Annotated in this window: 23 protein-coding genes; 16 read left to right on the forward strand and 7 right to left on the reverse strand. The window is 66.6% G+C overall.

Going from position 1 to position 25,379, the window contains the following annotated elements:
• Nucleotides 1–4 precede the first annotated feature (4 nt).
• Nucleotides 5–871 (forward strand): bifunctional DNA-formamidopyrimidine glycosylase/DNA-(apurinic or apyrimidinic site) lyase, encoded by an 867-nt coding sequence (gene mutM, locus ACZYZ7_RS00905; protein ID WP_135453607.1) that lies wholly within the window; start codon nucleotides 5–7, stop codon nucleotides 869–871.
• A 10-nt stretch (nucleotides 872–881) separates the two neighbouring features.
• On the opposite strand, the gene ACZYZ7_RS00910 is transcribed toward mutM, so the two are convergent.
• Nucleotides 882–1,628: an Rv0361 family membrane protein gene (locus tag ACZYZ7_RS00910; RefSeq protein WP_463740037.1), complete on the reverse strand. Its 747-nt coding sequence runs from the start codon at nucleotides 1,626–1,628 to the stop codon at nucleotides 882–884.
• Between the two features lie 214 nt (nucleotides 1,629–1,842).
• Here ACZYZ7_RS00910 and ACZYZ7_RS00915 point away from each other — a divergent pair, with 214 nt between their 5' ends.
• The 3 genes from ACZYZ7_RS00915 to smc are packed head-to-tail and all read left to right on the forward strand — an operon-like array spanning nucleotide 1,843 to nucleotide 6,169.
• Complete coding sequence (locus ACZYZ7_RS00915; protein ID WP_135453609.1) at nucleotides 1,843–2,250, forward strand: OsmC family protein; 408 nt, start codon at nucleotides 1,843–1,845, stop codon at nucleotides 2,248–2,250.
• Nucleotides 2,247–2,555 carry an acylphosphatase gene (locus ACZYZ7_RS00920; protein ID WP_135453610.1) on the forward strand — a complete coding sequence of 103 codons (309 nt, stop codon included), beginning with the start codon at nucleotides 2,247–2,249 and terminating at the stop codon, nucleotides 2,553–2,555. Before ACZYZ7_RS00915 ends, ACZYZ7_RS00920 begins: the two co-directional genes overlap by 4 nt.
• Before the next feature lie 26 nt (nucleotides 2,556–2,581).
• Nucleotides 2,582–6,169, forward strand: coding sequence for a chromosome segregation protein SMC (gene smc, locus ACZYZ7_RS00925; protein WP_135453611.1), 3,588 nt, complete (start codon nucleotides 2,582–2,584; stop codon nucleotides 6,167–6,169).
• Between the two features lie 8 nt (nucleotides 6,170–6,177).
• Here smc and ACZYZ7_RS00930 read toward each other — a convergent pair whose 3' ends face one another.
• Entirely contained in the window at nucleotides 6,178–6,708 is a 531-nt protein-coding gene (locus tag ACZYZ7_RS00930) for a hypothetical protein (RefSeq protein ID WP_167857795.1), read from the reverse strand.
• Between the two features lie 331 nt (nucleotides 6,709–7,039).
• Complete coding sequence (locus tag ACZYZ7_RS00935; RefSeq protein WP_463740038.1) at nucleotides 7,040–8,638, reverse strand: PE-PPE domain-containing protein; 1,599 nt, start codon at nucleotides 8,636–8,638, stop codon at nucleotides 7,040–7,042.
• Nucleotides 8,639–9,039: 401 nt separating this feature from the next.
• Here ACZYZ7_RS00935 and ftsY point away from each other — a divergent pair, with 401 nt between their 5' ends.
• The 7 genes from ftsY to ACZYZ7_RS00970 all read left to right on the forward strand — a co-directional run bounded on the left by ftsY (nucleotide 9,040) and on the right by ACZYZ7_RS00970 (nucleotide 18,251).
• A complete protein-coding gene (gene ftsY / locus ACZYZ7_RS00940) occupies nucleotides 9,040–10,395 on the forward strand; it encodes a signal recognition particle-docking protein FtsY (RefSeq protein ID WP_463740039.1) in 1,356 nt (451 codons plus the stop codon).
• Nucleotides 10,396–10,578: 183 nt separating this feature from the next.
• Nucleotides 10,579–11,934, forward strand: a complete 1,356-nt coding sequence (locus ACZYZ7_RS00945) for an ammonium transporter (protein ID WP_463740040.1) — start codon at nucleotides 10,579–10,581, stop codon at nucleotides 11,932–11,934.
• Nucleotides 11,935–11,940: 6 nt separating this feature from the next.
• On the forward strand, nucleotides 11,941–12,279 hold the full coding sequence (locus ACZYZ7_RS00950) for a P-II family nitrogen regulator (RefSeq protein WP_003881099.1): 339 nt from the start codon (nucleotides 11,941–11,943) through the stop codon (nucleotides 12,277–12,279).
• 81 nt (nucleotides 12,280–12,360) lie between these two features.
• Nucleotides 12,361–14,859: a [protein-PII] uridylyltransferase gene (locus ACZYZ7_RS00955; RefSeq protein ID WP_463740041.1), complete on the forward strand. Its 2,499-nt coding sequence runs from the start codon at nucleotides 12,361–12,363 to the stop codon at nucleotides 14,857–14,859.
• Between the two features lie 28 nt (nucleotides 14,860–14,887).
• The gene (locus ACZYZ7_RS00960; RefSeq protein WP_463740042.1) at nucleotides 14,888–15,619 is read left to right on the forward strand and encodes a hypothetical protein; all 732 of its coding nucleotides are present in this window, start codon (nucleotides 14,888–14,890) and stop codon (nucleotides 15,617–15,619) included.
• A 9-nt stretch (nucleotides 15,620–15,628) separates the two neighbouring features.
• A complete protein-coding gene (gene ffh, locus ACZYZ7_RS00965; protein ID WP_463740043.1) occupies nucleotides 15,629–17,182 on the forward strand; it encodes a signal recognition particle protein in 1,554 nt (517 codons plus the stop codon).
• 4 nt (nucleotides 17,183–17,186) lie between these two features.
• Entirely contained in the window at nucleotides 17,187–18,251 is a 1,065-nt protein-coding gene (locus tag ACZYZ7_RS00970) for a metal-dependent hydrolase family protein (protein ID WP_463740044.1), read from the forward strand.
• 78 nt (nucleotides 18,252–18,329) lie between these two features.
• On the opposite strand, the gene ACZYZ7_RS00975 is transcribed toward ACZYZ7_RS00970, so the two are convergent.
• The 3 genes from ACZYZ7_RS00975 to ACZYZ7_RS00985 all read right to left on the reverse strand — a co-directional run bounded on the left by ACZYZ7_RS00975 (nucleotide 18,330) and on the right by ACZYZ7_RS00985 (nucleotide 21,793).
• Nucleotides 18,330–19,895, reverse strand: coding sequence for a diflavin oxidoreductase (locus tag ACZYZ7_RS00975; protein ID WP_463740534.1), 1,566 nt, complete (start codon nucleotides 19,893–19,895; stop codon nucleotides 18,330–18,332).
• A gap of 89 nt (nucleotides 19,896–19,984) precedes the next feature.
• Entirely contained in the window at nucleotides 19,985–20,812 is an 828-nt protein-coding gene (locus tag ACZYZ7_RS00980) for a D-alanyl-D-alanine carboxypeptidase (protein ID WP_135453618.1), read from the reverse strand.
• A gap of 78 nt (nucleotides 20,813–20,890) precedes the next feature.
• Nucleotides 20,891–21,793 (reverse strand): D-alanyl-D-alanine carboxypeptidase family protein, encoded by a 903-nt coding sequence (locus ACZYZ7_RS00985; RefSeq protein WP_463740045.1) that lies wholly within the window; start codon nucleotides 21,791–21,793, stop codon nucleotides 20,891–20,893.
• Between the two features lie 41 nt (nucleotides 21,794–21,834).
• Here ACZYZ7_RS00985 and ACZYZ7_RS00990 point away from each other — a divergent pair, with 41 nt between their 5' ends.
• The 5 genes from ACZYZ7_RS00990 to trmD all read left to right on the forward strand — a co-directional run bounded on the left by ACZYZ7_RS00990 (nucleotide 21,835) and on the right by trmD (nucleotide 24,415).
• Entirely contained in the window at nucleotides 21,835–22,254 is a 420-nt protein-coding gene (locus tag ACZYZ7_RS00990; RefSeq protein ID WP_450068757.1) for a nuclear transport factor 2 family protein, read from the forward strand.
• A gap of 195 nt (nucleotides 22,255–22,449) precedes the next feature.
• Nucleotides 22,450–22,929, forward strand: a complete 480-nt coding sequence (gene rpsP, locus ACZYZ7_RS00995) for a 30S ribosomal protein S16 (protein ID WP_135453621.1) — start codon at nucleotides 22,450–22,452, stop codon at nucleotides 22,927–22,929.
• 8 nt (nucleotides 22,930–22,937) lie between these two features.
• Entirely contained in the window at nucleotides 22,938–23,180 is a 243-nt protein-coding gene (locus tag ACZYZ7_RS01000; protein WP_003881089.1) for an RNA-binding protein, read from the forward strand.
• A 10-nt stretch (nucleotides 23,181–23,190) separates the two neighbouring features.
• Nucleotides 23,191–23,718, forward strand: a complete 528-nt coding sequence (gene rimM / locus ACZYZ7_RS01005) for a ribosome maturation factor RimM (protein ID WP_135453622.1) — start codon at nucleotides 23,191–23,193, stop codon at nucleotides 23,716–23,718.
• Nucleotides 23,719–23,731: 13 nt separating this feature from the next.
• The gene (trmD, locus tag ACZYZ7_RS01010; RefSeq protein ID WP_135453623.1) at nucleotides 23,732–24,415 is read left to right on the forward strand and encodes a tRNA (guanosine(37)-N1)-methyltransferase TrmD; all 684 of its coding nucleotides are present in this window, start codon (nucleotides 23,732–23,734) and stop codon (nucleotides 24,413–24,415) included.
• On the opposite strand, the gene ACZYZ7_RS01015 is transcribed toward trmD, so the two are convergent.
• Nucleotides 24,412–25,368 carry a serine hydrolase gene (locus tag ACZYZ7_RS01015; protein ID WP_450068758.1) on the reverse strand — a complete coding sequence of 319 codons (957 nt, stop codon included), beginning with the start codon at nucleotides 25,366–25,368 and terminating at the stop codon, nucleotides 24,412–24,414. The genes trmD and ACZYZ7_RS01015 overlap by 4 nt on opposite strands.
• Between the last annotated feature and the right edge of the window lie 11 nt (nucleotides 25,369–25,379).

Genomic DNA, 25,379 nt, shown 5'->3' on the forward strand with positions numbered 1-25,379 from the left:
ACCGATGCCCGAACTGCCCGAGGTAGAGGTAGTCCGCCGGGGCTTGCAGGAACACGTTGCGGGCAAGACGATTTCAGCGGTACGTGTGCATCATCCGCGTGCCGTACGCCGTCACGAGGCCGGTCCCGCCGATCTGACGGCGCGACTCCTGGGCGCCCGCATCACCGGAACCGGCCGCCGGGGTAAGTACCTCTGGCTGACGCTGGGGGAGGACGGCAGCGAGGACGCGACCGATGCCCTGGTGGTGCATCTGGGGATGAGCGGCCAGATGCTGTTGGGGCCGCTGCGCGACGACCGGCATCTGCGAATCGCCGCGCTTCTCGACGACGGGACGGCCCTGAGCTTCGTCGACCAACGGACGTTCGGGGGCTGGCAGTTGGCCGATCTGGTGACGGTCGACGGCGCCGCGTTGCCTCAGCCTGTCGCTCACATCGCGCGCGATCCGCTCGACCCGCTGTTCGATCGAGACAGCGTGGTTACCGTGCTGCGGCGCAAGCACTCTGAGATCAAGCGTCAGCTGCTCGACCAGACCGTGGTGTCCGGTATCGGCAACATCTACGCCGACGAGGCGCTGTGGCGGACCAAGATCAATGGCGCCAGGACCGCCGCGCTGCTGCCGCGCCGCCGACTGGCCGAGGTGCTCGACGCCGCCGCCGAGGTGATGACCGATGCGCTGAGCCAGGGCGGGACGTCATTTGATTCGCTGTATGTGAACGTCAACGGCGAATCCGGTTACTTCGAACGGTCTTTGGACGCCTATGGCCGCGAAGGGGAGCCGTGCGGGCGGTGCGGAGCGGTGATGCGCCGTGAGAAGTTCATGAACCGGTCGTCGTTCTACTGCCCGAAATGTCAGCCCCGCCCGCGGGGCTGACCGGAACCGATCACGGCATGCTGGGCATGCCCGGCATGTCGGACATGCAGATCTTCCACGATCCGCTTTCCTTGCGCAGGTACAACTTGCCGGGGCCCGCGCTGCTGGAGATGTCGACGACCGCCTTGCTGCCGTTCACCGTGATCTTGGTGATCTCCGCCGACCCGCTGGAGTTGGTGGTCTTCGGAATGTCGATCGCATCCAGCCCACCGATCTTGTCGAACAGATCCTGATCTGCCTGGCAGAAATAGGGCAGGGCTTCGCTGAGGTCGCTGGAGCTGGACATCACCTCATCGAGGAAGTCGCGGACTTCCTGCTCGGCATCGCTCCCGCTGGACTGCGAGGAGCCGGCGCTGGTGCGGCCGCCGTTCGATTTCGAATCGCCGCTCAATGCGAAGATGACGCCGCCACCGACCAGTGCCAGCACCACGATCACCGCAGCGGCGATCGCGAACCACTTGCCGTTGCCGCCTTTGGGTGGCTGCGGCGTGGGGTAGCCGTAGGGCTGCTGCGGCGCACCATACGGCTGCTGCGGCGCACCGTAGGGCTGCTGGACCCCGTAGGGCTGTTGCGGCGCTCCATACGGCGTGCCGTAGGGCTGCTGCTGAGGCTCACCGTAGGGCTGCTGAGGCGCTCCGTACGGGGATCCGTACGGCTGCTCGGCGTTCGGATACCCCTGAGGCCCGCCCGGCTGCTGGGGGTATGGCTGTTGCCAGGGGCCGGTGGGGCCCGTCGGCGGAATGGGCGGATACGTCACGGTGCTCCTCAAGCGAAGTCGGTTGCGCCGAGTCTATCCCCGGCACAACGGTGTGGGGCGGTGGCGAAACGGTCACCCGTGGGCGCATGCACTCATTTCCCAGGTCTGGCGGACATACAGACCTTCCACTCGTCACCCTCGTTGCGGAAGTAGAGGTCGCCGCCGGACGATTACCGCTGGAATAACCGTGTGCCGCGACGTGTAGAAATACCGCATGACCGAACTTTGGGTTGATCGCACCGGTGTGCGCAGGTATGTCGGGCGCAGTTCGCGCGGTGCAGAGGTACTCATCGGCAGTGAGGACGTCGAGGGCGTGTTCACCCCGGGGGAACTGATGAAGATCGCCCTCGCGGCGTGCAGTGGGATGTCCAGCGATCAGCCGCTGCGTCGCCGCCTGGGCGACGACTATCCGGCGACGATCCGGGTGTCAGGGCCGGCGGACCGGGAGCAGGAGCGTTACCCGCTGCTGGAGGAGAAACTCGAAATCGACGTGTCGGGCCTTTCGGAGGCCGAGGTGGCCAGGCTGTTGACCGTGGTCGAGCGCGCCATCGACCAGGTCTGCACAGTGGGCCGCACGCTGAAATCCGGCACCGAGGTGAAGTTCGAGGTCGCCACTCGATGACCGGACCGGAACTCCCCGCCGCCGGGCCCGAATCCGAGGTACGCCTGAGCGCCTGGGTACACGGTCAGGTACAGGGCGTGGGGTTCCGCTGGTGGACCCGGTCACGGGCGCTTGAGCTGGGTCTGGCCGGGTTTGCTTCCAATCGGCCCGACGGCCGGGTGCATGTCGTGGCGCAGGGCCCGCGGGATAAGTGCCAGCGATTGCTTGAGCTGTTGCAGAGCGGTCAGACCCCGGGGTCAGTCGATAACGTCGTCGCAGATTGGGCGGATGCCGACGCCCCGATGGCGGGGTTTCACGAACGGTAGCCGAGTCGGCGGTAGGGTAAGACGCCGTGCACCTCAAGAGTCTGACGCTGAAGGGCTTCAAGTCCTTCGCTTCGCCGACGACTCTGCGCTTCGAACCCGGCATCACCTGCGTCGTCGGCCCCAATGGGTCGGGCAAGTCGAACGTGGTCGACGCCCTGACCTGGGTCATGGGCGAGCAGGGCGCCAAGACGTTGCGCGGCGGCAAGATGGAGGATGTCATCTTCGCCGGCACGTCCTCGCGGGCGCCGCTGGGTCGCGCCGAGGTGACGCTGACCATCGACAACTCCGACAACGCACTGCCGATCGAGTACTCCGAGGTGTCGATCACCCGTCGGGTGTTCCGTGACGGCGCAGGCGAATACGAGATCAACGGCAGCAGCTGCCGACTGATGGACGTCCAGGAGCTGCTCAGCGACTCCGGTATCGGCCGGGAAATGCACGTCATCGTCGGCCAGGGCAAGCTCGCCGAGATCCTGGAGTCGCGCCCCGAGGATCGCCGCGCCTTCATCGAGGAGGCTGCCGGCGTTCTCAAGCACCGCAAGCGCAAGGAAAAGGCGGTGCGCAAGCTCGACTCGATGGCGGCGAACCTGGCCCGCCTGACCGACCTGACCACAGAGTTGCGGCGCCAGCTCAAACCGCTGGGCCGACAGGCCGAGATGGCCCGGCGCGCGGCGACGATCCAGGCCGATCTGCGCGACGCCCGTCTCCGGCTCGCCGCCGATGACCTGGTGAGACGGCAGGTCGAGTTCCACAACACCAACCAGGCCGAGACCACGCTGCGCCGCGAGCACGACGAGGCGACCGTTCGGCTGGAAACCTCGACTGTCGAACTGCAGGCACACGAGGCCGCGGTGGCCGAACTGACCCGCCGCGCCGAGGCGGCCCAGCAGACCTGGTTCCGGGCGTCGGCCCTGGCCGAACGGCTCAGCGCCACCGTGCGTATCGCGACCGACCGCGCGCAGCTGTTCGAGTCCCAGGCAGAGGTTTCCACCGGGCAGGACCCCGAGGCGCTGGAGGCCGAGGCCGACGAGGTTGCCGAGCTGGAGATGGAGCTGCTCGGCGAGCTCGAAGAGTCGCGCATCGTCTTGGAGAGCGCCCGCGCCGAGCTGGCCGAACGTGAACAGATCGCCGCTGAGGCCGAGCGGGCGCACCTGGCCGCGGCCAGGGCTGAGGCCGACCGTCGTGAAGGGCTGGCCCGGTTGGCCGGGCAGGTCGACACGATGCGTACCCGGGTCGAGTCGATCGACGACGGGGTCATGCGGATGTCGGTCAACATCGAGGAAGCCGCCGCCAAAGCCCAACTGACACAGGCCGAGTTCGAGACCGTGCAGAGCCGGGTCAGCGAACTCGACGCCGGAGAAGTGGGCCTGGACGAGCAGCACGACCGTTCGGTGGCGGCGCTGCGGCTCGCCGATGAGCGAGTGGCCGAACTGCAGTCGGCCGAGCGCGCCGCCGAACGGCAGGTGGCCTCGCTGCGGGCCCGCATCGAGGCCCTCTCCGTCAGTCTGGACCGACGAGACGGTGCCGCCTGGTTGCAGAAGAACCACAGTGGCCCAGGACTTTTCGGCACCATCGGGGAATACCTGAAAGTCCGGCCGGGTCATGAGGTGGCGGTGGCCACGGTGCTGGGTGCGGCTGCCGACGCGTTGGCCGCCGAGGATTTCGGTGTCGCTGCCGCCGCGGTGGCCGCGCTCAAGCAATCCGACGGTGGCCGGGCGGCGCTGTTGCTGGGGGACTGGAAGGTCAACGGCTCGGAACCATCGGGAGTACTGCCCGAAGGCGCGATCTGGGCCAACGAGGTGGTCTCCGTCCCGGACCGGCTGAGTGGGGCGATTACCGCGATGCTCGCCGGGGTGGCCGTGGTGACCGATCTACCCGCCGGGGTGCAACTGGTGACGGCACGACCGGACCTGCGTGCGGTGACCGCGGAAGGTGACCTGGTCGGTGCCGGCTGGATCAGTGGTGGGTCCGACCGCAAGCCCTCCACACTGGAGATCAGTTCCGAGATCGACAAGGCCCGACGCGAACTGGAAATCGTCGAGCGGCAGACCGGTGAGCTGGCGGCCGCATTGTCGGGTGCGTTGACCGAGCAGGCGGCCCGACAGGAGTCGGCCGAAGAGGCGATGGCCGCGCTCAACGAATCCGACGCCGCGATCTCGGCCATCTACGAGCAACTGGGCCGGCTGGGGCAGGATGCCCGTGGTGCCGGTGACGAGTGGAAGCGGCTGATCCGCCAACGCGACGAACTCGAGGCCGGGCGTACCTCGACGGTCGAGGAACTCACCGAACTTGAATCGCGGTTGCACAACGCCGAACAGCTTCCGATGTTCGAGGCCGAGCCGGTGGACCGTCAGGCCTCGATGGCTGCCGCGGAGGCGGCCCGTTCGGTCGAGGTGGAGGCCCGGCTGTCGGTGCGTACCGCCGAGGAACGAGCGAATGCGGTTCGCGGACGGGCTGATTCACTGCGCCGGGCCGCTGCTGCCGAGCGCGAGGCCCGGGTACGTGCACAACGGGCTCGCGAGGCCCGCGAACATGCGGCGCGGGTGGCCGCCGCGGTGTCCGAGTCGGGACGCATTGTGGCCCAACGGTTGAGCGCGGTCGTGTCGGTCGCCTCGCGGATGCGTGACGAGCTGGCCACCGAGCGTCAACTGCGTGCGACGGCGTTGTCACAGGTGCGTGAGGTGGTCACCGAACTCAACGCGAGGATCAACAAGCTCACCGATGCGCTGCACCGTGATGAGATGGCCAAAGCGCAAGCCTCACTTCGTATCGAGCAGCTCGAGGCGCAGGTGCTCGAGCAGTTCGGCATGCCCGCCGCCGACCTGATCGCCGAGTACGGTCCGCAGATTGCGTTGCCGCCCAGCGATTTGGAGATGGCGGAATACGAGCAGGCGCGTGAGCGGGGCGAGCAGGTTATGGCGCCCGCGCCGATGCCTTTCGACCGGCCGACCCAGGAGCGTCGGGCTAAGAAGGCCGAACGTGAGCTCTCAGAGTTGGGTCGGGTCAATCCGCTTGCGCTGGAAGAGTTTGCTGCCCTGGAGGAGCGCTACAACTTCCTGTCAACGCAACTTGAGGACGTCAAAGCCGCGCGCACCGATCTGCTCGATGTGATCGCCGATGTCGACACGCGCATCCTGCAGGTGTTCACCGAGGCCTATGTCGATGTCGAGCGCGAGTTCGAGCAGGTGTTTTCCACGCTGTTCCCCGGCGGCGAGGGCCGGCTGCTACTGACCAACCCCAGTGACATGCTGACCACCGGCATCGAGGTCGAGGCCAGGCCGCCGGGCAAGAAGATCAAGCGACTCTCGCTGCTGTCCGGCGGCGAGAAGTCCCTGACGGCGGTGGCCATGCTGGTGGCGATCTTCCGGGCTCGCCCGTCCCCGTTCTATGTGATGGACGAGGTCGAGGCGGCACTCGATGATGTGAACCTGCGCCGGCTGATCAGCCTGTTCGAGCAGCTGCGGGAACGTTCCCAGCTGATCGTGATCACCCACCAGAAACCCACCATGGAGGTCGCCGACGCGCTCTACGGTGTGACCATGCGCGGTGACGGCATCACCACCGTGATCTCGCAGCGGATGCGGGGACAGGAACTGGCGTCCAGTTCAGGCTGATTCGGGAGCTACTCCGATCGGTATACCGCGGGCGGTCCCCAGCCGGGCTCGGTGGTGCAAGCGGGGACGGAATTGGCGGGGCAACCGCTGCCCTGTCCCGGTTGTGGTGTCGGTGCCGGCTGTGATGGGTCGAGCTTGAACATGATGCGCGACGACTTCATGATCCCGCTGGATGTGAGGGGCCGCTCCCGGTAGAACGCCTTGACCTCGAATGGTTTCGGGATCTGCTGGTCGCTGGTGGCCACTACGTTCCATTTGCCGTCGGTGACATCCGTTTCGGCCGTCACGAGAGGTTCTTTGGCGTTCGGCGCGCTGACCTCTACCCGTACGGCCTCCACGGACGGACTCGCGGAACCCCAGAGTGCAAGCGCTTTTTGCGAGTCACTGAGTTTGGCATCTTCGACGGCAACGCGGTCGGAAGGTTGGGTCGCGGTGATGGGTGTCGACGGAATGCTGCCGGGCTTGTCGAAGAAATTCGGCAGCTGCGTGATCAACGCCGTGCCGAGGGTGCCGACCAGTCCGATGATGGCCGCGGTCATTGCGTTCGGCTTCTTGATGGTGCTTGAGCGGCGGCGTTTCGGGCGCGACTGCGTCGTGGTGCCGACGGCTGGTGAGTTCGTAGTCATGGCCGTGTGCCTTGTGTGTCGTTGAACCTGTCCGCCGACGGTTGTCGGTTCGGTACAGAAATGATCACGCCATGATCACGCGCAGCGCATGAGTAGTGGACTACTCGAATGTCCCGATCGCGCGCGGGATGTCAGAAGCCCGCGCGCTGGGATCACCGTCAGGAAAAACTGTGCCGAGTGTGCGGACAGGGCCCGGATTCCCCCGTGGATCCGGGCCCTGTCCGCATGCTCGACCGATGCGCCCCTATGCGGCGTCGGAGTGCCCGGAACGGGCTTGGGCGCGGCGGGGTTTGACTTGCGTGCCGCCGTCTTTGGTGTGCTTGGCGTCGGGTTTCGGCTGGGCCGAATCGTTCTGGCCGGAGCGGCGGATCGTGCGGGGAGGACGCGGGCCGTCTTGTGGCGCATCTGCTTTCGCCTGGAAGGCATCGTCAGACGGCTTGTCGGGCATGAGCGCCTGCCGGATTGACTGCCGGATGAGCTCAGGCTTGGACTTCGGCTGCCGCTCGGGCGGCGCTAGTTGCCGAGTCGTCGGCGACTCGGTTTTGGTCTTGGTGTCGGTCTCGGGTTGGGCCGTGGTGTCGGTCTCGGTCTCAGTCTTTATCTCGGGGTCCTGTGCCTTGGGACCGGACTGCGGGGTATCGGTGTCACGGGTGAGGGCGTCGGCCCCGGTTGCAGGGTGCATGCCGGCCAGTTCCGGACGAGTGTGTTCCAGCCGTGATCTGTCGGGCACCGAGGTGTCGAGCGCCACCTTTGTAGGAGCCGACTTATCAAGTGTGGCAATGGTTTCTGTGTGGCGGTCGGTAAGGTCGGCGGTCTTGATGCCCAAGCCGGCGAGCGCATTGCGCACGCCCTCCTCGGCCGCGGCCCTCAGATCCGACGCCAACTTGTCGAGGTCGATGTGGGGTATCAGCCCGGCACGGGTGGGGACACCCATGTTGGCCGGCGTGCGGTCGTAGGCGAGCTCGATCAGCACCCGCAGGGTGGGCTCAACCAGGTCGATCACCGGCGCCGGGATTCCGATGTCGCGGAACGGCTGCAGCAGCGGAAGGTGCTCGGTGTGCATCAGATAGTAGGTGGTGTTGCCGGAGGTATAGGACGAGTACTTACTCGGATCGTTCAGGTCGACCACCGATGACCCGTAGTTCGGATGCAGGTAGACGTAGCCCATCAGGGCGTTGAGATCGGCCAGCAGGTTGAGTGGATATTTGGGAAAGTCGGCGATCAGGTCGTACTGGCGGGCGACGTCGATCGTCTTGTATTCGTCATCGGGGGTGGCGCCGTCGAAGCTGACGCCGAGGATCGGGATGTAGAGGCCCTCGAACCGGGCCAGGATTCCACCGTTGGGCCGGTTGGGGTTGGCCACGAACACGAATGACAACTCGTCAGGGGAGGGCACCGGGGCGCCCTGGGCGCGAAGCTCGGCCAGATTGCGCTTCTCCCGGGTGGCGATGTTGGCACTCTGTGAGTAGCCGACGACGACTTTTTCTCCCGGTGTGTTCAGTACGGCGTTATTGAGGCTGAGGACGCCGCGGGCGACCGAGGTGTCGAAGCTGATGTCGGTCAGGCCGGTCGCGGGCCAGAACTGCTCCGGTGTCTGCACCCACTTCAGGTCGTCCTCGTCGAGGTGCCGGTCGGACAGATACGTGTTGTTCACCTGGTCCATATAGGTACCGGCACCCCATTGGTGCGGGTCGCCCAGTGCTTTCATCCCGGTTCCGCCCATGATGAGCGCCGTTGCCGCCAGCTGAACCAATGTGGTCATGCTTGCCGTCAGCACGAGTCCGACGGTGCCGACCAGGGCGACCAGCGTCAGTGCTGCCCCCCGAAGCACACGAATGTGCATCCTTGTCCTCCCTTTCGTGAAAATCCCAAGGGAAGGACCACACGCCGACCACACGCAGAAGTCATTCCCGACCCGTGTGGATCGTGGACCATCGCAATGCCGGTTGTCAGCGAATTGGTAAAACTGCGCAGAAATGTTCAAGGCCGCAGTTGAATCGCGATTTATCGCCGAAATATCGGCCAATGCAGCTAAGCCGTAGATGAAATCTACGGCTGGCGTCGGCGCGTTGGAGCGATGGTGCGGTGAGGAGGAAATACTGCTGTGGTACGTGAGTGTACCGCTATTCTGGGCGATCCGGAATGCCTATCTTTCCGGCCGAATCGGCATGTGCGGACCTCGCCGGACACGGGCCGGGAACGGGGCCGGTCGTTGCCGGTCCGCTGCCCTGCGACAATGACGGCGTGACAGAAGGTGCGTTGTTGGGTCTGTGGATCGCTATCGCGGTCGTCGCCGTTCTCGTTGTCGTCGCGCTCACCGTCGGATTGGTGCGTTACCGGCGGCGGCGGATCAACCTGTCCGAGCGTGACGCGACGAAACCGATCGACCGTTCCGGCGGCTACACGGCTTCCTCGGGCATCACGTTCAGCCAGTCGGGCACCGCGACGGTCGAGCGCATCGACACCAGTGGGCTGCCCGCGGTCGGTGATGACGCCACCATTCCCCGGGACGCACCCAAGCGCACCATCTCCGATGTTCAGCTGCCCGAACCTCCGGCCGAGCCGGCCGCGCCGCAGAAACCGGTCGAACCGGCCGAGCCGGAAGTGGTCGCCGAGCCGGAACCTGTCGTCGAACCGATCGATACCCCCGATCCGGTCGCCGCTGCTGTCGACGACATCGCCCCGGCCGAAGGCCGGATGGACCGGCTGCGCGGCCGCCTCGCCAAATCCCAGAACGCATTGGGCCGCAGCATGCTCGGGCTGCTCGGCGGCGGCGATCTCGACGAGGACTCATGGGAGGCCATCGAGGACACCCTGTTGATCGCCGACCTCGGCCCGGTGGTCACCGAATCCGTCGTCGCGGCATTGCGTGAGCGGATGGCCAGCAAGAGCGTGCGCAGCGAAGCGGATGCCCGTGCGGTGCTGCGCGAGGTGCTGATGTCCGAGCTGCGACCCGAGCTGGACCGTTCGATCAAGGCGCTGCCGCACGCCGACAAGCCGTCGGTGCTGTTGGTGGTCGGCGTGAACGGCACCGGTAAGACCACCACGGTGGGCAAGCTCGCGCGGGTGCTGGTGGCCGATGGTCGCCGCGTCGTGCTGGGTGCCGCCGACACGTTCCGCGCCGCGGCTGCCGACCAGTTGCAGACCTGGGCTGCCCGCGTGGGCGCCGACGTGGTGCGGGGAGCCGAAGGTGCCGACCCCGCATCGGTGGCATTCGACGCCGTCGACGAGGGGGTCAAGGTGGGGGCCGACGTCGTCGTGATCGACACCGCGGGCCGCCTGCACACCAAGACCGGCCTGATGGACGAACTCGGCAAGGTCAAGCGGGTGGTGGAGAAGCGTGCCGCCGTCGACGAGGTCCTGTTGGTGCTCGATGCCACCATCGGCCAGAACAGCCTGCCGCAGGCCAAGGTGTTCGCCGAGGTCGTCGACATCACCGGGGTGGTGCTGACCAAGCTCGACGGCACCGCGAAGGGCGGGATTGTGTTCCGGGTCCAGCAGGAACTCGGTGTCCCGGTCAAGCTCGTCGGTCTCGGCGAAGGACCCGATGACCTCGCGCCGTTCGAGCCCGGGGCCTTCGTCGACGCCCTTCTGGGCTGAAAAACCGGCTGAAAAACCCAGGGAAACGCACGGTGTAACACCGGCGAAACGCAGCCTGCCTATCCGTTCACACGAGCGAAACGCAACAGCGTCGTAGCTGAAACATCCACTCAGCATTGTCTTGGACCAGGTCAATGGTCGTAAATCCTTGCGGCCGTGGTGTGGTGAAGGAGGAAACTGCGAGTGAAGCAATTCCCGATACTGGGTGCGCCGGACACCGGTGACACGGCATGGATGCTGGCCAGTGCCGCACTTGTGCTGTTGATGACGCCGGGTCTGGCCTTCTTCTACGGCGGCATGGTGCGTGCCAAAGGCGTGCTCAACATGATCATGATGAGCATCAGTGCGATGGGTGTCGTGACCGTGCTGTGGTCGCTGTACGGCTATTCGATGGCCTTCGGTGACAACACCGCCGGCGTGGTCGGCAATCCGGCACAGTTCTTCGGACTCAAGGGGCTGATCGGGGCGAACGGCTCGGCCGATGCACCTATCGCGCTCGCGGGGACGATCCCGGCCAGCGTGTTCGTCGGCTTCCAGCTGATGTTCGCGATCATCACCGTCGCACTGATTTCCGGCGCGGTCGCCGACCGCATCAAGTTCGGCGGCTGGCTGCTGTTCGCCGCGCTGTGGGCGACCGTTGTCTACTTCCCGGTCGCGCACTGGGTCTTCGACTTCGACGTCAAGGGTTCCGACGGCGAGACCGTTATTCACCATGGCGGTTGGATTGCCAACCAGCTCAAGGCAATTGACTTCGCCGGCGGCACCGCGGTGCACATCAACGCGGGCACCGCGGGTCTGGTCCTGGCGATCATCCTCGGCAAGCGGATCGGCTGGCCCAGCACGCCTATGCGACCACACAATCTGCCGTTCGTGATGCTCGGCGCGGGCCTGCTGTGGTTCGGCTGGTACGGCTTCAACGCGGGTTCTGCGGTGTCGGCGAACGGAACTGCCGGTTCGACATTCATCACGACCACGGTGGCGACCGCGACGGCGATGCTGGCCTGGCTGCTCACCGAGCGCATTCGCGACGGACACGCCACTTCCCTTGGTGCCGCATCGGGCATCGTTGCGGGACTGGTGGCCATCACGCCGTCCTGCTCCTCGGTGAATGTGGTGGGCGCATTGGCGATCGGTGCATCTGCCGGTGTGCTGTGTGCACTGGCTGTCGGGCTCAAATTCAGGTTCGGCTTCGACGATTCGCTCGACGTCGTGGGCGTACACCTGGTCGGCGGCATCGTGGGCACGTTGATGGTCGGCCTCGTGGCGACCAAGGAAGCGCCTGCCGCGGTTGCCGGTCTGCTCTACGGCGGCGGCTTCGATCAGCTGTGGCGACAGGCGATCGGGGCCGTTGCTGTTCTGCTCTATTCGGCGGTGGGTACCGCTATCTTGGCGTTGATTGTCAAATACACCGTGGGCCTGCGCCTGGACAAAGAAGAGGAAGCATCCGGTATCGACGAGTCCGAGCACGCAGAGAGCGCTTACGACTTCGTCGCTGTCGGAACCGGTTCTGTTCTTGGTCGTCACGGCGGGGAGGAATAAGGAAATATGAAGCTGATCACTGCGATCGTCAAGCCGTTCACGCTGGAAGACGTCAAGACAGGTCTGGAGCAAACCGGCATTCTCGGAATGACGGTCAGCGAGGTCCAGGGTTATGGCCGTCAGAAGGGGCACACCGAGGTCTACCGCGGTGCTGAGTACTCCGTCGATTTCGTGCCGAAGGTCCGGGTGGAGGTCGTTGTCGACGATTCCGCGGTCGACAAGGTCGTGGACGTCATCGTGCAGGCCGCACGTACCGGCAAGATCGGCGACGGAAAGGTATGGGTCAGCCCGGTCGACACCGTGGTTCGGGTGCGTACCGGTGAGCGGGGAGCTGACGCGCTGTAGTCGGAGCGTCCAGCGAGACGTCTTCTCCCCGGCCAGCAATCGCGTGAGCACTACCCGGTGATCGGCCGGGGAGGAGTCGAAATGACAGAGAACAGCCCAGAATCCGCCGGGGCCTCTCCTCGGGAGGCACCGGCGGCGCCGTCACGGCCCGCCAGCGATCTGGCCGCGGCCACCCAACAGTTGCTCTCCGGAGGATCGCGTCAGCTCGATGCTGCCGCACTGCGGAACGCATTGCTCGATCTGCACGAATTCTGGCTCGCCACAAAGGCTACCGAGATCGGCATCACGGCCACCAGCGGATTTTCGATCGTCGCCACAGGTGGTCTGGGCCGCGGCGAGATGCTGCCGTATTCCGACCTCGATCTCACGTTGCTGCATGACAACATGCCCGCCGAACTCGTCTCCGAGGTCGCAGAGAAACTCTGGTATCCCTTGTGGGACGCCAATATTCGTATCGATCACAGTGTGCGTACCGTGCCCGAAGCGCTCAAGGTGGCCGGCGAAGACATCGCGGTGGGTCTGGCGATGCTCGACGCGCGTCATATCGCCGGCGATGCCGACCTGTCGGCGCTCCTGGTCGGCGGGGGGCGCCGGCAATGGCGGATCGGAATCGCCTCGCGGTTCGACGAACTCGTCGAGCATGCGCAGGCGCGGTGGGAGCGCAGCGGCCAGATCGCGCACCGTGCCGAACCGGACCTGAAGTCGGGACGGGGTGGCCTGCGGGACGTTCAACTGCTCAACGCGCTCGCGATCGCGCAACTGGCCGACGTGTATCCGAGTCGGGCGCTGGCCTCGCCGACCGGCACCCTGGGCGATGCGCACCTGGCGCTGCTGAACGTCCGGACCGAGCTGCACCGGGTCTCCGGTCGGGGCCGGGAACTGCTGTTGGCCCAGCATGCAGACGAGATCGGTGCGGCCTTGCGGATCGGGGACCGATTCGACCTGGCCCGCACGCTCTCTGATGCCGCGCGCACGGTCAGCTACTACGTCGATTCCGGGATTCGTACCGCCGCCAACGCCCTGCCGCGGCGCGGCTTTGCCGCTCTGCGCCGTCCCGTGCGCCGCCCGCTCGACGAAGGCGTGATCGAGTACGCCGGCGAGGTGATCCTGGCCCGCGATGCCCGGCCGGAACGTGATCCCGGCCTGATCCTGCGGGTCGCGGCCGCGTCGGCCAGTACCGGGCTGCCGATGGCGGTGTCCACCTTGAGCAGACTGGCCGAAACCGCACCGGAACTGCGTACGCCGTGGCCGCATGAGGCGCTCAAGGACCTACTGGTGCTGCTCGCGTCCGGACCCGCGGCGGTCGCCACCATCGAGGCTCTGGACCGTACCGGCCTGTGGGGCCGACTGTTCCCGGAGTGGGGTGCGGTGCGAGACCTGCCTCCGCGGGATGTGGTGCACACCTGGACAGTCGACCGCCACCTCGTTGAAACCGTCTCGCGGGCAGGTGCTTTCACCACGCGGGTGTCACGTCCGGATCTGTTGCTGCTGGGCGCGCTGTGCCACGACATCGGCAAGGGCCGCGGCGGTGACCACAGCGTGATCGGTGCAGAGCTGGCGACGCAGATCGGCACCCGGCTGGGTCTGTGGCCGTCCGACATCGAGGTGCTGTCGAAGATCGTCCGCTACCACCTGCTGCTCCCCAACACCGCGACGCGACGAGATCTGCAGGACCCCAAGACCATTGACGCGGTGGCCGACGCTCTCGGCGGGGACATGGTGCTGCTGGAGCTGCTCGACGTCCTCGCCGAGGCCGATTCACTGGCAACGGGACCGGGGGTGTGGGGAGATTGGAAGGCATCGCTGATCGGTGACCTGGTCAGGCGGTGCCGGCTGGTGATGGCGGGCGAACCGCTGCCGCAGCCCGATCCCATCGAGCCGCGGTTCATGGAACTGGCGGCGGACGCGGGTATCCATGTCGAACTCACGCCGGGCGACGGCCCGCACATCTACAACGTGACGATGATCGCCCCGGACCGGCGCGGCCTGCTGTCCAAGGCGGCCGGCGTACTGGCGTTGAATACCCTGCGGGTCCATTCGGCATCGGTCAACAGCCACGAGGGCTCGGCGATCAACACGTTCGCGGTGTCCCCGCACTTCGGTGCGCCACCAGCTGCCGAACTGCTGCGTCAGCAGTTCATCCTGGCGCTTGAGGGCGAACTGGACGTGATCGGTGCGCTGGAGCGGCGCGACCAGGAGGCTGCCCAGCATCCGACCACCCGGGCCGGCGAGATCCTGGCCTCGGTGCCTGCCAACCACGTGCCCGCCCCGCCGCGCATCCTGTGGTCGCCCGGCACCGCGCCAGAAGACCTGATCGTCCAGATCCGCACGATCGACCGGGCCGGCCTGTTGGCGCGGCTGACCGCGGTGTTCGAGCGGGACGGCGTGGATATCTCCTGGGCGAAGGTGACCACGCTGGGCTCCTCGGTGGTCGACGTGTTCTGCATCACCGCACCGGCGCTGGCCGCCGACGAGGCGAGACGGGCCGCGTTCCGCGAGGAACTGGAGCGCGACATGTTCGCGATCCTGCCCGCGCCGCCGCCGGCCAAGCCGGCCAAACCAGCTGAGCACGCCAGCTGATCCACGCCGATAGGTCATGATTGCCGGCGTGACGAATTACGGGGGGTACGGAGACGGGTTCGGCGCGCCACCTCAGTACGGATACGGCCCGCCACCTCAGTACGGATACGGTGCTCCCGGACCGATCCCGACTTCACCACCAACGGCGGAGCGGATCCCTCCCGGCGGGCAGATCCTCATCAGCGCTCTGCTGCTGCTTGTGGGGATCGCATTGTTCTTCGTGACCTCGCGTGTGGCCAGTGCGGAATGGTTTTACGAGCGGCCCACCAAGCAAGTGAAGCCGCAGTTGTTGGCGATCAGCACCGTGCTGCCGCTGTACTACGTGGTTGTCGTCGCACTCTGGGCTCGGCGCGGCCGCCGGGTGGCTGCGGCCGCGATCGCCTTGGTCACGGCGTTGTTCGACACAGCGCTGTTCGGCGCATCTCTCTACCTCCTCCGAGACATGCCCGGGAAGGGGGTGTGGATAGAGATCGTCGGCTCGGTGCTGGTCCTGGTGGGCTACGTGGCGGGGTGGGGAATCGCCCGCCGGCGCGGCGGTATCTGGGCCGTCGGGCTGATCGCGACGGTGGTGTGCGGCGGTGCGCTGCGGTGGATCGTCGAAGTGGAGTTTGGCGAGATCTACGGGGAACGCTTCGGCTGGATCTACGCGTGGCCGTACTACGTCGGCGCCTTCGTGCTGTCCTGCCTGATCTGCTGGGCCGTGGACGCCACGAGTTCCAACTCGCGGCGCGCAACCACGCCACAGTTTCCGCACCGCTAGGCTTACCACGTGTTTGAGAGCCTGTCTGACCGGTTGACCGGAGCCCTGCAGGGCCTGCGCGGCAAGGGTCGGTTGACCGACGCCGATATCGACGCCACGGCGCGCGAGATCCGGTTGGCCCTGCTGGAGGCCGACGTCTCGTTGCCGGTGGTGCGTGCCTTCGTCGCGCGCATCAAGGATCGCGCCAAGGGTGCCGAGGTGTCGGCTGCGCTGAATCCCGCGCAGCAGGTGGTCAAGATCGTCAACGAGGAGCTCATCGGCATCCTCGGCGGCGAGACGCGTCAGCTGGCGTTCGCCAAGAACCCGCCGACGGTGATCATGCTGGCCGGCCTGCAAGGCGCCGGTAAGACCACGCTGGCCGGCAAGCTGGCGAAATGGCTTAAGGGACTGGGTCATACCCCGTTGCTGGTGGCCTGTGACCTGCAGCGTCCCGGTGCGGTCAACCAGCTGCAGATCGTCGCCGAGCGCGCGGGGGTGGCTTCCTTCGCCCCGCACCCGGGCACCTCGCCCGACGGCCTGGAGATCGGTGGCCACGGCGATCCGGTGGCGGTCGCGTCAGCCGGTATGGCCGAGGCCCGGGCCAAGCACTTCGACGTCGTCATCGTCGATACCGCGGGCCGGCTGGGCATCGACGACGAGCTGATGGGCCAGGCCGCGGCCATCCGGGACGCCGTGCAGCCCGACGAGACCCTGTTCGTGCTCGACGCCATGATCGGTCAGGACGCCGTCGCCACGGCCGAGGCATTCCGTGAGGGCGTCGGCTTCACCGGTGTCGTGCTGACCAAACTCGACGGCGACGCCCGCGGTGGTGCGGCCCTTTCGGTCCGCGAGATCACCGGCGTGCCGATCCTGTTCGCCTCCGCGGGGGAGAAGCTCGAAGACTTCGACGTCTTCCACCCCGACCGGATGGCCAGCCGCATCCTGGGGATGGGCGACGTGCTCACCCTCATCGAGCAGGCCGAGCAGGTCTTCGACCAGCAGAAAGCCGAGGAGGCCGCCGCCAAGATCGGCTCCGGTGAACTGACGCTGGAGGACTTCCTCGAGCAGATGCTGGCGATCCGCAAGATGGGTCCGATCGGCAACCTGCTGGGCATGCTGCCCGGGGCGGGCCAGATGAAGGACGCGCTGGCCGCGGTCGACGACAAGCAGCTGGATCGGGTGCAGGCCATCATCCGCGGCATGACCCCGGCCGAGCGGGCCGATCCGAAGATCATCAACGCCTCGCGTCGGCTGCGCATCGCCAACGGCTCCGGTGTGACCGTCTCGGAGGTCAATTCTCTGGTCGACCGGTTCTTCGACGCGCGCAAGATGATGTCGTCGATGGCCGGCCAGATGGGGATGCCGTTCGGCCGCAAGAATTCGCCACGCAAGGCTGCCAAGGGCAAGAACAAGCAGGCCGGCAAGAAGAAGGGGCGTGGACCGACCCCACCGAGGAACCCGATGGGTGCCGGGATGCCGGCCGGCTTCCCGGACCTGTCCAACATGCCCAAGGGACTGGACGAGTTGCCGCCCGGTCTGGCCGATTTCGACCTGTCGAAGCTGAAGTTCCCCGGCCAGAAGTAGTTCGGTGCACGCGCTCCACGTCCGGGGACGCGGCCTGCCCGACGGCGAACCCGTCGAGTGGTGGGTGGACCGGGGCGTGCTGTCGGCAGAGCCGATTGCCAACGCCGACACCGTGTTTGACGGCGGCTGGATCATCCCCGGCCTCGTCGACGCGCACTGTCATGTGGGGCTGGGGCCCGGTGGCGCGGTGTCACTGGACGAGTCGGTGGCACAGGCCGAGACCGAACGCGATGCCGGCGCACTGTTGTTGCGGGATGCCGGCTCACCGGTGGACACCCGGAGCTTCGACGAGCGCGACGACTTGCCACGCATCATCCGGGCCGGCCGGCATATCGCCCGGCCTAAGCGTTACGGGCACGGAATCGCCTTCGATGTCGAGGACGAGTCGCAGCTGCCCGACGCGGTGGCCCAGCAGGCCCGCTGGGGCGACGGCTGGGTGAAGCTGGTCGGCGACTGGATCGACCGGGGGATCGGCGACCTGGCCCCGCTGTGGTCTGACGACATTCTCAAGGCCGCGATCGACGCGGCCCACGCCGAGGGCGCCCGGGTCACGGCGCACGTGTTCGGCGAGGATGCCCTGCCCGGGCTCATCAAGGCCGGCATCGACTGCATCGAGCACGGCACCGGGATCACCGACGACACCATCGAATTGATGCTCGAACACGGCACCGCGCTGGTGCCCACCCTGATCAACATCGAGAACTTTCCCGGTATCGCCGACAGCGCCGGCAAGTACCCGGCGTACGCCAAGCACATGCGCGATCTCTACGCGTCCTGCCGGAGCCGGGTCGGCGCGGCCCACGAGGCGGGCGTGCCGATCTTCGCGGGCACCGACGCCGGCGGGATGATCGCCCACGGCCGCATCGCCGACGAGGTCGAGGCACTCAAAGGCATCGGGATGAGTCCCACCGCCGCGTTGGGGGCGGCCAGCTGGGATGCCCGGGCCTGGCTCGGCCGGCCCGCGCTGGAGCACGGGGCGTCAGCGGACCTGGTCTGCTACAGCGAGGATCCACGTCACGGTGGGGTCAGCCACCCGGATCTGGTGATCCTGCGCGGCCGCGTCTACTGACCGGCCGCGGCCCCGGTGATTTGTGCACCTCCCGTAACGCCCACCGTTACCCGAGGTGCACACATCGCGCGGAGAGCCCTAGTAGACGTCCCGCAGGTAGCGGTGGGTCTTGATTAGGTCATTGACGTAGGCGTGCGCGGCGTCGGCATCCATACCGCCGCTCTCGGCGACGATCTCGTGCAGGGCGGCATCGACATCCTTGGCCATGCGGTCGGCGTCACCACACACATAGAGGTGGGCACCGTCCTGTAGCCACGCGAACAGCTCGGCTGAATTCTCCCGCATGCGTTGCTGCACATATACTTTCGCGTCCTGATCGCGGGATAATGCCACGTCGAGCCGGGTCAGTGCGCCGGACTCGACGAATCCCGTCAGCTCCTCACCGTAGAGGAAGTCGGTGGCCCGGCGCCGATCCCCGAAGAACAGCCAGGACCGGCCCGATGCGGCGGCGGCCTGCCGTTCCTGCAGGAAGGCGCGGAACGGTGCGATACCGGTGCCCGGCCCGATCATGATGATCGGCACCTCGGCGGCAGGCAGCCGGAAATGATGGTTGGGGCGCAGGTGTACCCGAACGGTCGGGGTGCGCTCGGCCAGGTAGGTCGACGCCACGCCCCCGTGTCGGCGGTCGCCTGCGGGGTAGCGCACCGTGGCCACGGTCAGGTGCACGCGATCGGGGTGCACCAGGGGGCTTGAGGCGATCGAGTAGTCGCGGAACTGCAACGGGCGCAACGTATCGACGACCTCATCGACGGTGAGGTCGGCGCGCCTGATGAGATCGAGGACATCCTCGCCGTAGGCGGCGGGGCCCGCCAACTCCTGCAGTGCGCGTGAGGGTGTGCGGATCTCGAGCTGCTCGGTGAGCAGAACCCCCAATGTGTCATCGGTTCCGGCGACGCGGTGCTCGGGGCCCACTTTGAGTTCGGTCAGGATCGCCGCGACCAGATCAGGATCATTGACTGCGTGGACGGCCAGCGAATCGCCGGCCTGGTAGGCGATCCCGGAACCGGTGAGGTCGAGCTCGTAGTGGCGAACCTCCTTGTCGGATTCCGTCGAGGTGAGCAGTCGATTGACCGTCAGGGGTGCCGCGAAGGGGTGGTTGCGCTCCTGGCCGCGGTGCGGGGGATCGGCCGGGGGGTTTTCGGCGACGGTGACGGCTGTGGTGCCGGGTCCGGTCTGGGCGGCGGTGAGCTGCTTGACGAGGTCGGTGGTCCAGGCAGCGGCGGGTTCTTCGTAGTACCCGTCGACGTCGACCCGGTCGGTCAGTCGGGTTGCGCCGAGCTCTTCCAGCCGCGCGTCGAGGAGTTTCCCTGCGTTGCAGAACAATTCGTAGGACGTGTCGCCGAGGGCGAGCACTGCGAAACTCATGTGCTCCAGCCGCTCGGCCGAGCCGCTGATCGCCTCCCAGAACAACGTGGCCGTGTCAGGGAACTCGCCGTCGCCGAAGGTCGACGTCACCACGATGAAATGCGTTGTGGTCGTGAGATGGCCGAGTTCAACCTGGTTGAGTTCGACGGCCTCGGCGGGGATTCCGGCGGCCGTGGTGGCTTCGGCGAACGACATGGCAGCGTCCTCGGCGTTGCCCATGTCGGTGCCATAGGCGACCACCAACGAGAACTCACGGTCGGACACATCGGCTCCCCTCATCGCGCGCGGGCACACCACGCGAATTTAGGGTTACCTTAGTTTGGTGTGAGTCCCGGTGGGGCCCTACCTTTTACCGCCGGCGTCCGCGGTCAGTGCGAGAAGCCGTAGTCGAACAAGTCGGTCGCCTGGCCGTACAGATCGCCGGTGCCGTACATCTGGACCACGACCAGACGTCGGTTACCGCGTTGGGCTGCACCGACATACGTTTTGCGGGCGAGATCGGTGTACCCGGTCTTGCCGGCGATGTCGCCGGGATAGCGCGCCAGTAGCTCGTTCTGGTTGGTCAGGGTCTTACCCGGGAACTGGGCCGACGGTTGGCGCATGATCTGTGCGATCAGCGGGTAGTTCAGCGCCGCCCGCAGGATCACCGCGAGGTCGTGCGGGGTGGTGACGGTTTCCCAGCCGGGGCCGTCGAGGCCCGACGGCGAGGAGGCCCGGGTGTTGCGGGCGCCGACGCTGGCCGCCTTGCGCGTCATCGCCGCCACCGTTGCGGGCTGACCGCCGAGCATGTCGGCGAGCATGTTCGCCGCATCGTTGCCCGACACCATGAGCAGCGCCTCGAGCAGTTGGCGGGTGGTGTACGGCTGGCCCGGTTTGAGGCCCACGCATGAGCATTCGACCTTGGTGTGCGACTCGTTGGCCCGCGCGAAGTTATCGGGCCGAAGGTGGTCGAGCACGACCATCGCCAACAGCGGCTTGATGGTGCTGGCCGGGGCGTACGAGCCGTTGGGATCTTTGGACGCCAGGACCTGGCCGGTGTCCATGTCGGCGACCAGCCAGGCCTTGGCCGGTCCGTCGGGAATCTGGGCGCCTGCCGGCTGAACACTCGGCTGCGCGGTGACCGGCGGGGCCCAGACGGTGGCAGCGGTCATCGCCGTACCGAGGGCGAGCACCGCCGTCACGAACAGTCTTCGCACGAGCGCCGACGCTACGCAGCGTTGGACTCGGTGCGCGCACGGTCAGGTTTCCTTCAGATATCGGACCGGTACGCAGCGCTACAGCGACCCGATGCTGGCCGAATGGTCCTGAGCGAAACCCCAGTCCAGCAGTGTCGAGGCCTGATCCCAATAGGTGGGGCCGCCCTCCTTGACCAGCCCGTACATCATCGCGACCACCAAACGCCGGCCGTCGCGCTGAGCGGCGCCGACGAAGGTCTTCCGGGCGATGTCGGTGAAGCCCGTCTTGCCGCCGATGGCGCCGGGGTAGCGCTGCAGCAGTTCGTCCTGGTTGACCAGGACCCGATCGCCGGTCTTGGTCGGGAACTTGGTCGAGGGCATTGCGGTGATCTGCGCGAAGACCGGGTTGGCCATCGCCCCGCGGAAGATGGTCGCCATGTCGTGCGGCGTCGACCAGAACGGCATGCCCGGCCCGTCCAGGCCCGACGGCGTCGCCACATTGGTGCTGTTCGCCCCCAGTGCCGCCGCCTTGGCGTTCATCTTGGTCACGGCCGCTTCGGGGCCGCCGACCATTCGCGCCAGGGTGGTGGCGGCGTCATTGCCCGATGCCAGCAGTGCCGCCTCCAGCAATTGGCGCGCCGTGTAGGTCTGTCCAGGCGCGACGCCGGCGCAGTTGCACTCGACCCGGGTATCGGCGTCGTCGGCGACGATCGTGGAGTCCAGCGGCACCTCATCGAGCACCACCTGGGCCAGCAGCGTCTTGATCGTGCTCGCCGGCGCGTAACGGGCGTTCTCGTTGCGGGCGGCCAGCACCTGGCCGGTGTCGAGATCGGCGACCACCCAGCCTTGCGCGGGACCGTCCGGGATGGGTGCGGATCCGACCTGCTGCACTTCGATATCGGCTCTGGCCGTGGGCGCGGCGCCGATCACGGACGAGAGCGGGATCAGCGCGGCGGCAATTGCGACCGTCGCTCCAACAGAGAACCTGACGAACCTCCCCATGGCGGGCCAGCCTAGTCGCCTTGATCGTGTTGAATCGAGACATGTTGAGCCTGGCCGAGATTTCGGATCGCTTGGAGATCCAGCAGTTGTTGATTGACTACTCCACGGCGATAGACCGTCGACTGTTCGATGACCTCGATGCGGTGTTCACTTCTGATGCCTACATCGACTACCGGGCAATGGGCGGTATCGACGGCCAGTTTCCGGAGGTCAAGGCGTGGTTGGCCGAGGTGCTGCCGAACTTCCCGGCCTACGCGCACATGCTCGGCAACTTCGATGTGCGCATCGACGGGGACAAAGCCTCGTCCCGCACCATCTGCTTCAACCCGATGGTGCTGCCGGGGTTGGAGCAACAGGTGTTGTTCTGCGGGCTCTGGTACGAGGACGAGTTCGTCCGGACTGCCGACGGCTGGCGGATGAGTCGCCGCGTCGAGACCAAGTGTTTCGACAAGGTGGTTTGAGTCGCCTCCGGCGACGTGTCGTCTGAACCGGCGCGATTTTGGCCAATACTGCCTGCTCTGGCACAATTGGCGGCTGTCTGCCGCGCGACTCGTTCAATGCGCTGTGCGGCGGTCACACACGTAAGGCAAAACCGGATCGGGCAATTCCGCCCGCATCGCCGAATTGCAGCGTGACATAGAGGAGAAGTCTCAAACATGGCTGTCAAGATCAAGCTCACCCGGCTTGGCAAGATCCGCAACCCCCAGTACCGCATCGCTGTCGCCGACGCGCGCACCCGCCGCGAAGGCCGCGCCATCGAGGTCATCGGCCGCTACCACCCCAAGGAAGAGCCGAGCCTGATCGAGATCGATTCGGAGCGCGCGCAGTACTGGCTGGGTGTCGGCGCCCAGCCCACCGAGCCGGTGCTGGCCCTGCTGAAGATCACCGGTGACTGGCAGAAGTTCAAGGGCCTGCCGGGTGCCGAGGGCACGCTGAAGGTCAAGGAGCCCAAGCCGTCCAAGCTCGAGCTGTTCAACGCGGCACTGGCCGAGGCGGAGAGCGGCACCGGTGCTGCGGCCGTCACGCCCAAGAAGAAGAAGGCCCCTAAGAAGGATCAGCAGGACGAGGCCACCGGCGCCGAGGCTGAGGCACCTGCCGCCGAGGCCGCTGCCGGCGAAGCCGCAAGCGAGAGCTGAGTAACGCAGTGAGTTCTGTCGTGGTCGACGCCGTCGAGCACCTGGTCCGCGGCATCGTGGACAATCCCGACGACGTACGCGTCGATATGGTCACCAGCCGCCGTGGGCGGACCGTCGAGGTGCACGTGCACCCCGATGACCTGGGTAAGGTCATCGGCCGCGGTGGCCGCACCGCCACTGCACTGCGGACCCTGGTCGCAGGCATCGGTGGGCGCGGTATCCGCGTCGACGTGGTGGACACCGACCAGTAGCGTCGGATCCATGGACCTGGTTGTCGGGCGGGTTGTCAAAGCTCACGGCATTTCCGGTGAGGTTGTCGTCGAGGTCCGTACCGACGACCCCGACGCGCGGTTCATCCCTGGCGTGGCCCTTCGGGGCCGCGCCAAGGGAGGTGCCGAGCGTACTTTCTCAGTCGAGTCCGTGCGTGATCACGCCGGTCGGCTGCTGATTCGTCTGGCCGGTGTCGCCGATCGCAATGCGGCCGACGAGCTGCGTGGCACGGTGTTCATTGTCGACACCGCCGATCTGCCCGCGATCGACGATCCCGACGAGTTCTACGACCACGAACTCGAAGGCCTGCGGGTCGTCACGGCTGACGGCACCGCGGTGGGCGCGGTCCGCGAGGTACTGCACACCGCGGCCGGCGAGCTGCTGGCGGTCAAGGCCGATGCTGACGGCCGCGAAGTGTTGATTCCGTTCGTCAGTGCCATCGTCATCTCGGTATCCCGGGAAACCGGAACCGTCGTCATCGATCCTCCAGACGGTCTGCTGAACCTGGACCTGGTCTAGAAGGTGCGCAACTGTGCGTATTGATGTCGTCACGATTTTCCCGGCCTACCTCGATCCCATCCGGCAGTCGTTGCCGGGCAAGGCGATCGACGCCGGAATCCTCAGCGTGGCCGTACATGACCTGCGGAACTGGACCCACGATGTGCACAGGTCGGTGGATGACTCACCGTACGGCGGGGGTCCTGGAATGGTCATGAAAGCGCCGGTGTGGGGTGAGGCGCTCGACGAAATTTGTTCCGAGGAGACACTTCTGGTCGTACCGACCCCGGCGGGGCGTCCGTTCACCCAGGCTGTCGCCGAACGCTGGAGTACGGAATCTCACCTGGTGTTCGCCTGCGGACGATACGAGGGGATCGACCAGCGGGTGGCCGACGACGCGGCCCGCCGGATGCGGGTCGAAGAGGTTTCCATCGGCGACTACGTCCTCAACGGCGGCGAGTCGGCGGCCTTGGTGATGATCGAGGCGGTGGTCCGGCTGATGCCCGACGTGTTGGGCAATCCCGCATCCCACCAACAGGATTCGCATTCCGACGGCCTGCTTGAGGGGCCGAGCTACACCCGGCCGCAGACCTGGCGTGAGCTCGACGTGCCCGATGTACTGCTGTCGGGGGACCACGCCAAGGTGGCGGCGTGGCGCCATGAGCAATCGCTGCAACGCACCCGCGAGCGCCGGCCGGATTTGCTCGAGGAGTCCTAGATCCGCCCGCCGGGGAACATTGTCTTCACGGCGTCGGTGATGGTGTCGCGCGCGGTGGCGGCGTCCGTAGGCTGCAGTGAGCCGATCACCATGATGAAGCGGCGGTCGGGGCCGATCACGCCGGTCGACAGGTGCATCCAATCCGAACCGATACAACACATCCAGCCCTGCTTGACCGCGACCGGCTCGGCGTAAAGGCCTTCGGGGATGCCGAATCGCTGGGGGTAGACCCCGCCCGGTTGCATGCCGTCGATGGCGTTCGGAGTGGACTGAGCCAGGTTGGACAGGATGACATTGGCCTGCTCTGCGGGAAGACCGCCGCTGCCGTTCATCAACATGTCGTAGTAGCGCACCAGATCAGCCGCGGTGCTGATGGTGTTCCACCACCGCCCGTCGTTCGGCGGCCGGGTCGATTCCAGGCCGTAGCGGGCGGTCACCCGGTTGACGATCGCGCTTCCGCCACTGCGGTTCCAGAAGACCTCGGCGGCGCTGTCGTCGGAGGATCTCAGCATCACGTCGAGGTTCTCGCGGTCCTCGGGGCTGAGGACGGTCTGTCCCTTGGCTTCCTGCAGAAGCAGATCATCGGCGATGAACAACTTGGCCACCGACGCGATGGCGATGGTGGTCTCATTTCCGTTGGACACCAGCTGGCCGGTGTTGCGGTCGAGCACCAGCAGGGTGATCTCGGCGCCGGCGTCCGCGGCGGTGTCGGTGGCCAGTTGCGCGCGGTCCGCGAGCCCCATGAATGCGGCGGTGGGTTCGCCGGGCGGCGCCTCGGGCAGCGGAGCCATGCTGCCCTGCGGGACGACGACGGTCAGCTGCGGCGCGCCGGCGGGGGCCGGGGGAGTCCCGTAGACCCGGGCCTCGCAGCCGACCGTTACGACAGCCATCGCGACCACTGCCGTCACGCCGGCTGCGCTCGCCATCCTGAGCTTCGACGGCCGCCGTCGCATGGTCCTCCTTG

The organism is Mycobacterium sp. IDUB_17, from assembly GCF_055419465.1.

What these genes read in the sequence shown, in the direction of transcription:
- ACZYZ7_RS00935 (WP_463740038.1), bottom strand. Translation starts at nt 8,638, where the DNA reads ATGCACATTCGTGTGCTTCGGGGGGCAGCACTGACGCTGGTCGCCCTG.
- ACZYZ7_RS01015 (WP_450068758.1), bottom strand. Translation starts at nt 25,368, where the DNA reads ATGCGACGGCGGCCGTCGAAGCTCAGGATGGCGAGCGCAGCCGGCGTG.
- ACZYZ7_RS00990 (WP_450068757.1), top strand. Translation starts at nt 21,835, where the DNA reads ATGTTGAGCCTGGCCGAGATTTCGGATCGCTTGGAGATCCAGCAGTTG.
- ACZYZ7_RS00975 (WP_463740534.1), bottom strand. Translation starts at nt 19,895, where the DNA reads ATGAGGGGAGCCGATGTGTCCGACCGTGAGTTCTCGTTGGTGGTCGCC.
- ACZYZ7_RS00920 (WP_135453610.1), top strand. Translation starts at nt 2,247, where the DNA reads ATGACCGGACCGGAACTCCCCGCCGCCGGGCCCGAATCCGAGGTACGC.
- mutM (WP_135453607.1), top strand. Translation starts at nt 5, where the DNA reads ATGCCCGAACTGCCCGAGGTAGAGGTAGTCCGCCGGGGCTTGCAGGAA.
- ACZYZ7_RS00955 (WP_463740041.1), top strand. Translation starts at nt 12,361, where the DNA reads ATGACAGAGAACAGCCCAGAATCCGCCGGGGCCTCTCCTCGGGAGGCA.
- rimM (WP_135453622.1), top strand. Translation starts at nt 23,191, where the DNA reads ATGGACCTGGTTGTCGGGCGGGTTGTCAAAGCTCACGGCATTTCCGGT.
- ACZYZ7_RS00950 (WP_003881099.1), top strand. Translation starts at nt 11,941, where the DNA reads ATGAAGCTGATCACTGCGATCGTCAAGCCGTTCACGCTGGAAGACGTC.
- ACZYZ7_RS00915 (WP_135453609.1), top strand. Translation starts at nt 1,843, where the DNA reads ATGACCGAACTTTGGGTTGATCGCACCGGTGTGCGCAGGTATGTCGGG.
- rpsP (WP_135453621.1), top strand. Translation starts at nt 22,450, where the DNA reads ATGGCTGTCAAGATCAAGCTCACCCGGCTTGGCAAGATCCGCAACCCC.
- ACZYZ7_RS00930 (WP_167857795.1), bottom strand. Translation starts at nt 6,708, where the DNA reads ATGACCGCGGCCATCATCGGACTGGTCGGCACCCTCGGCACGGCGTTG.
- ACZYZ7_RS00985 (WP_463740045.1), bottom strand. Translation starts at nt 21,793, where the DNA reads ATGGGGAGGTTCGTCAGGTTCTCTGTTGGAGCGACGGTCGCAATTGCC.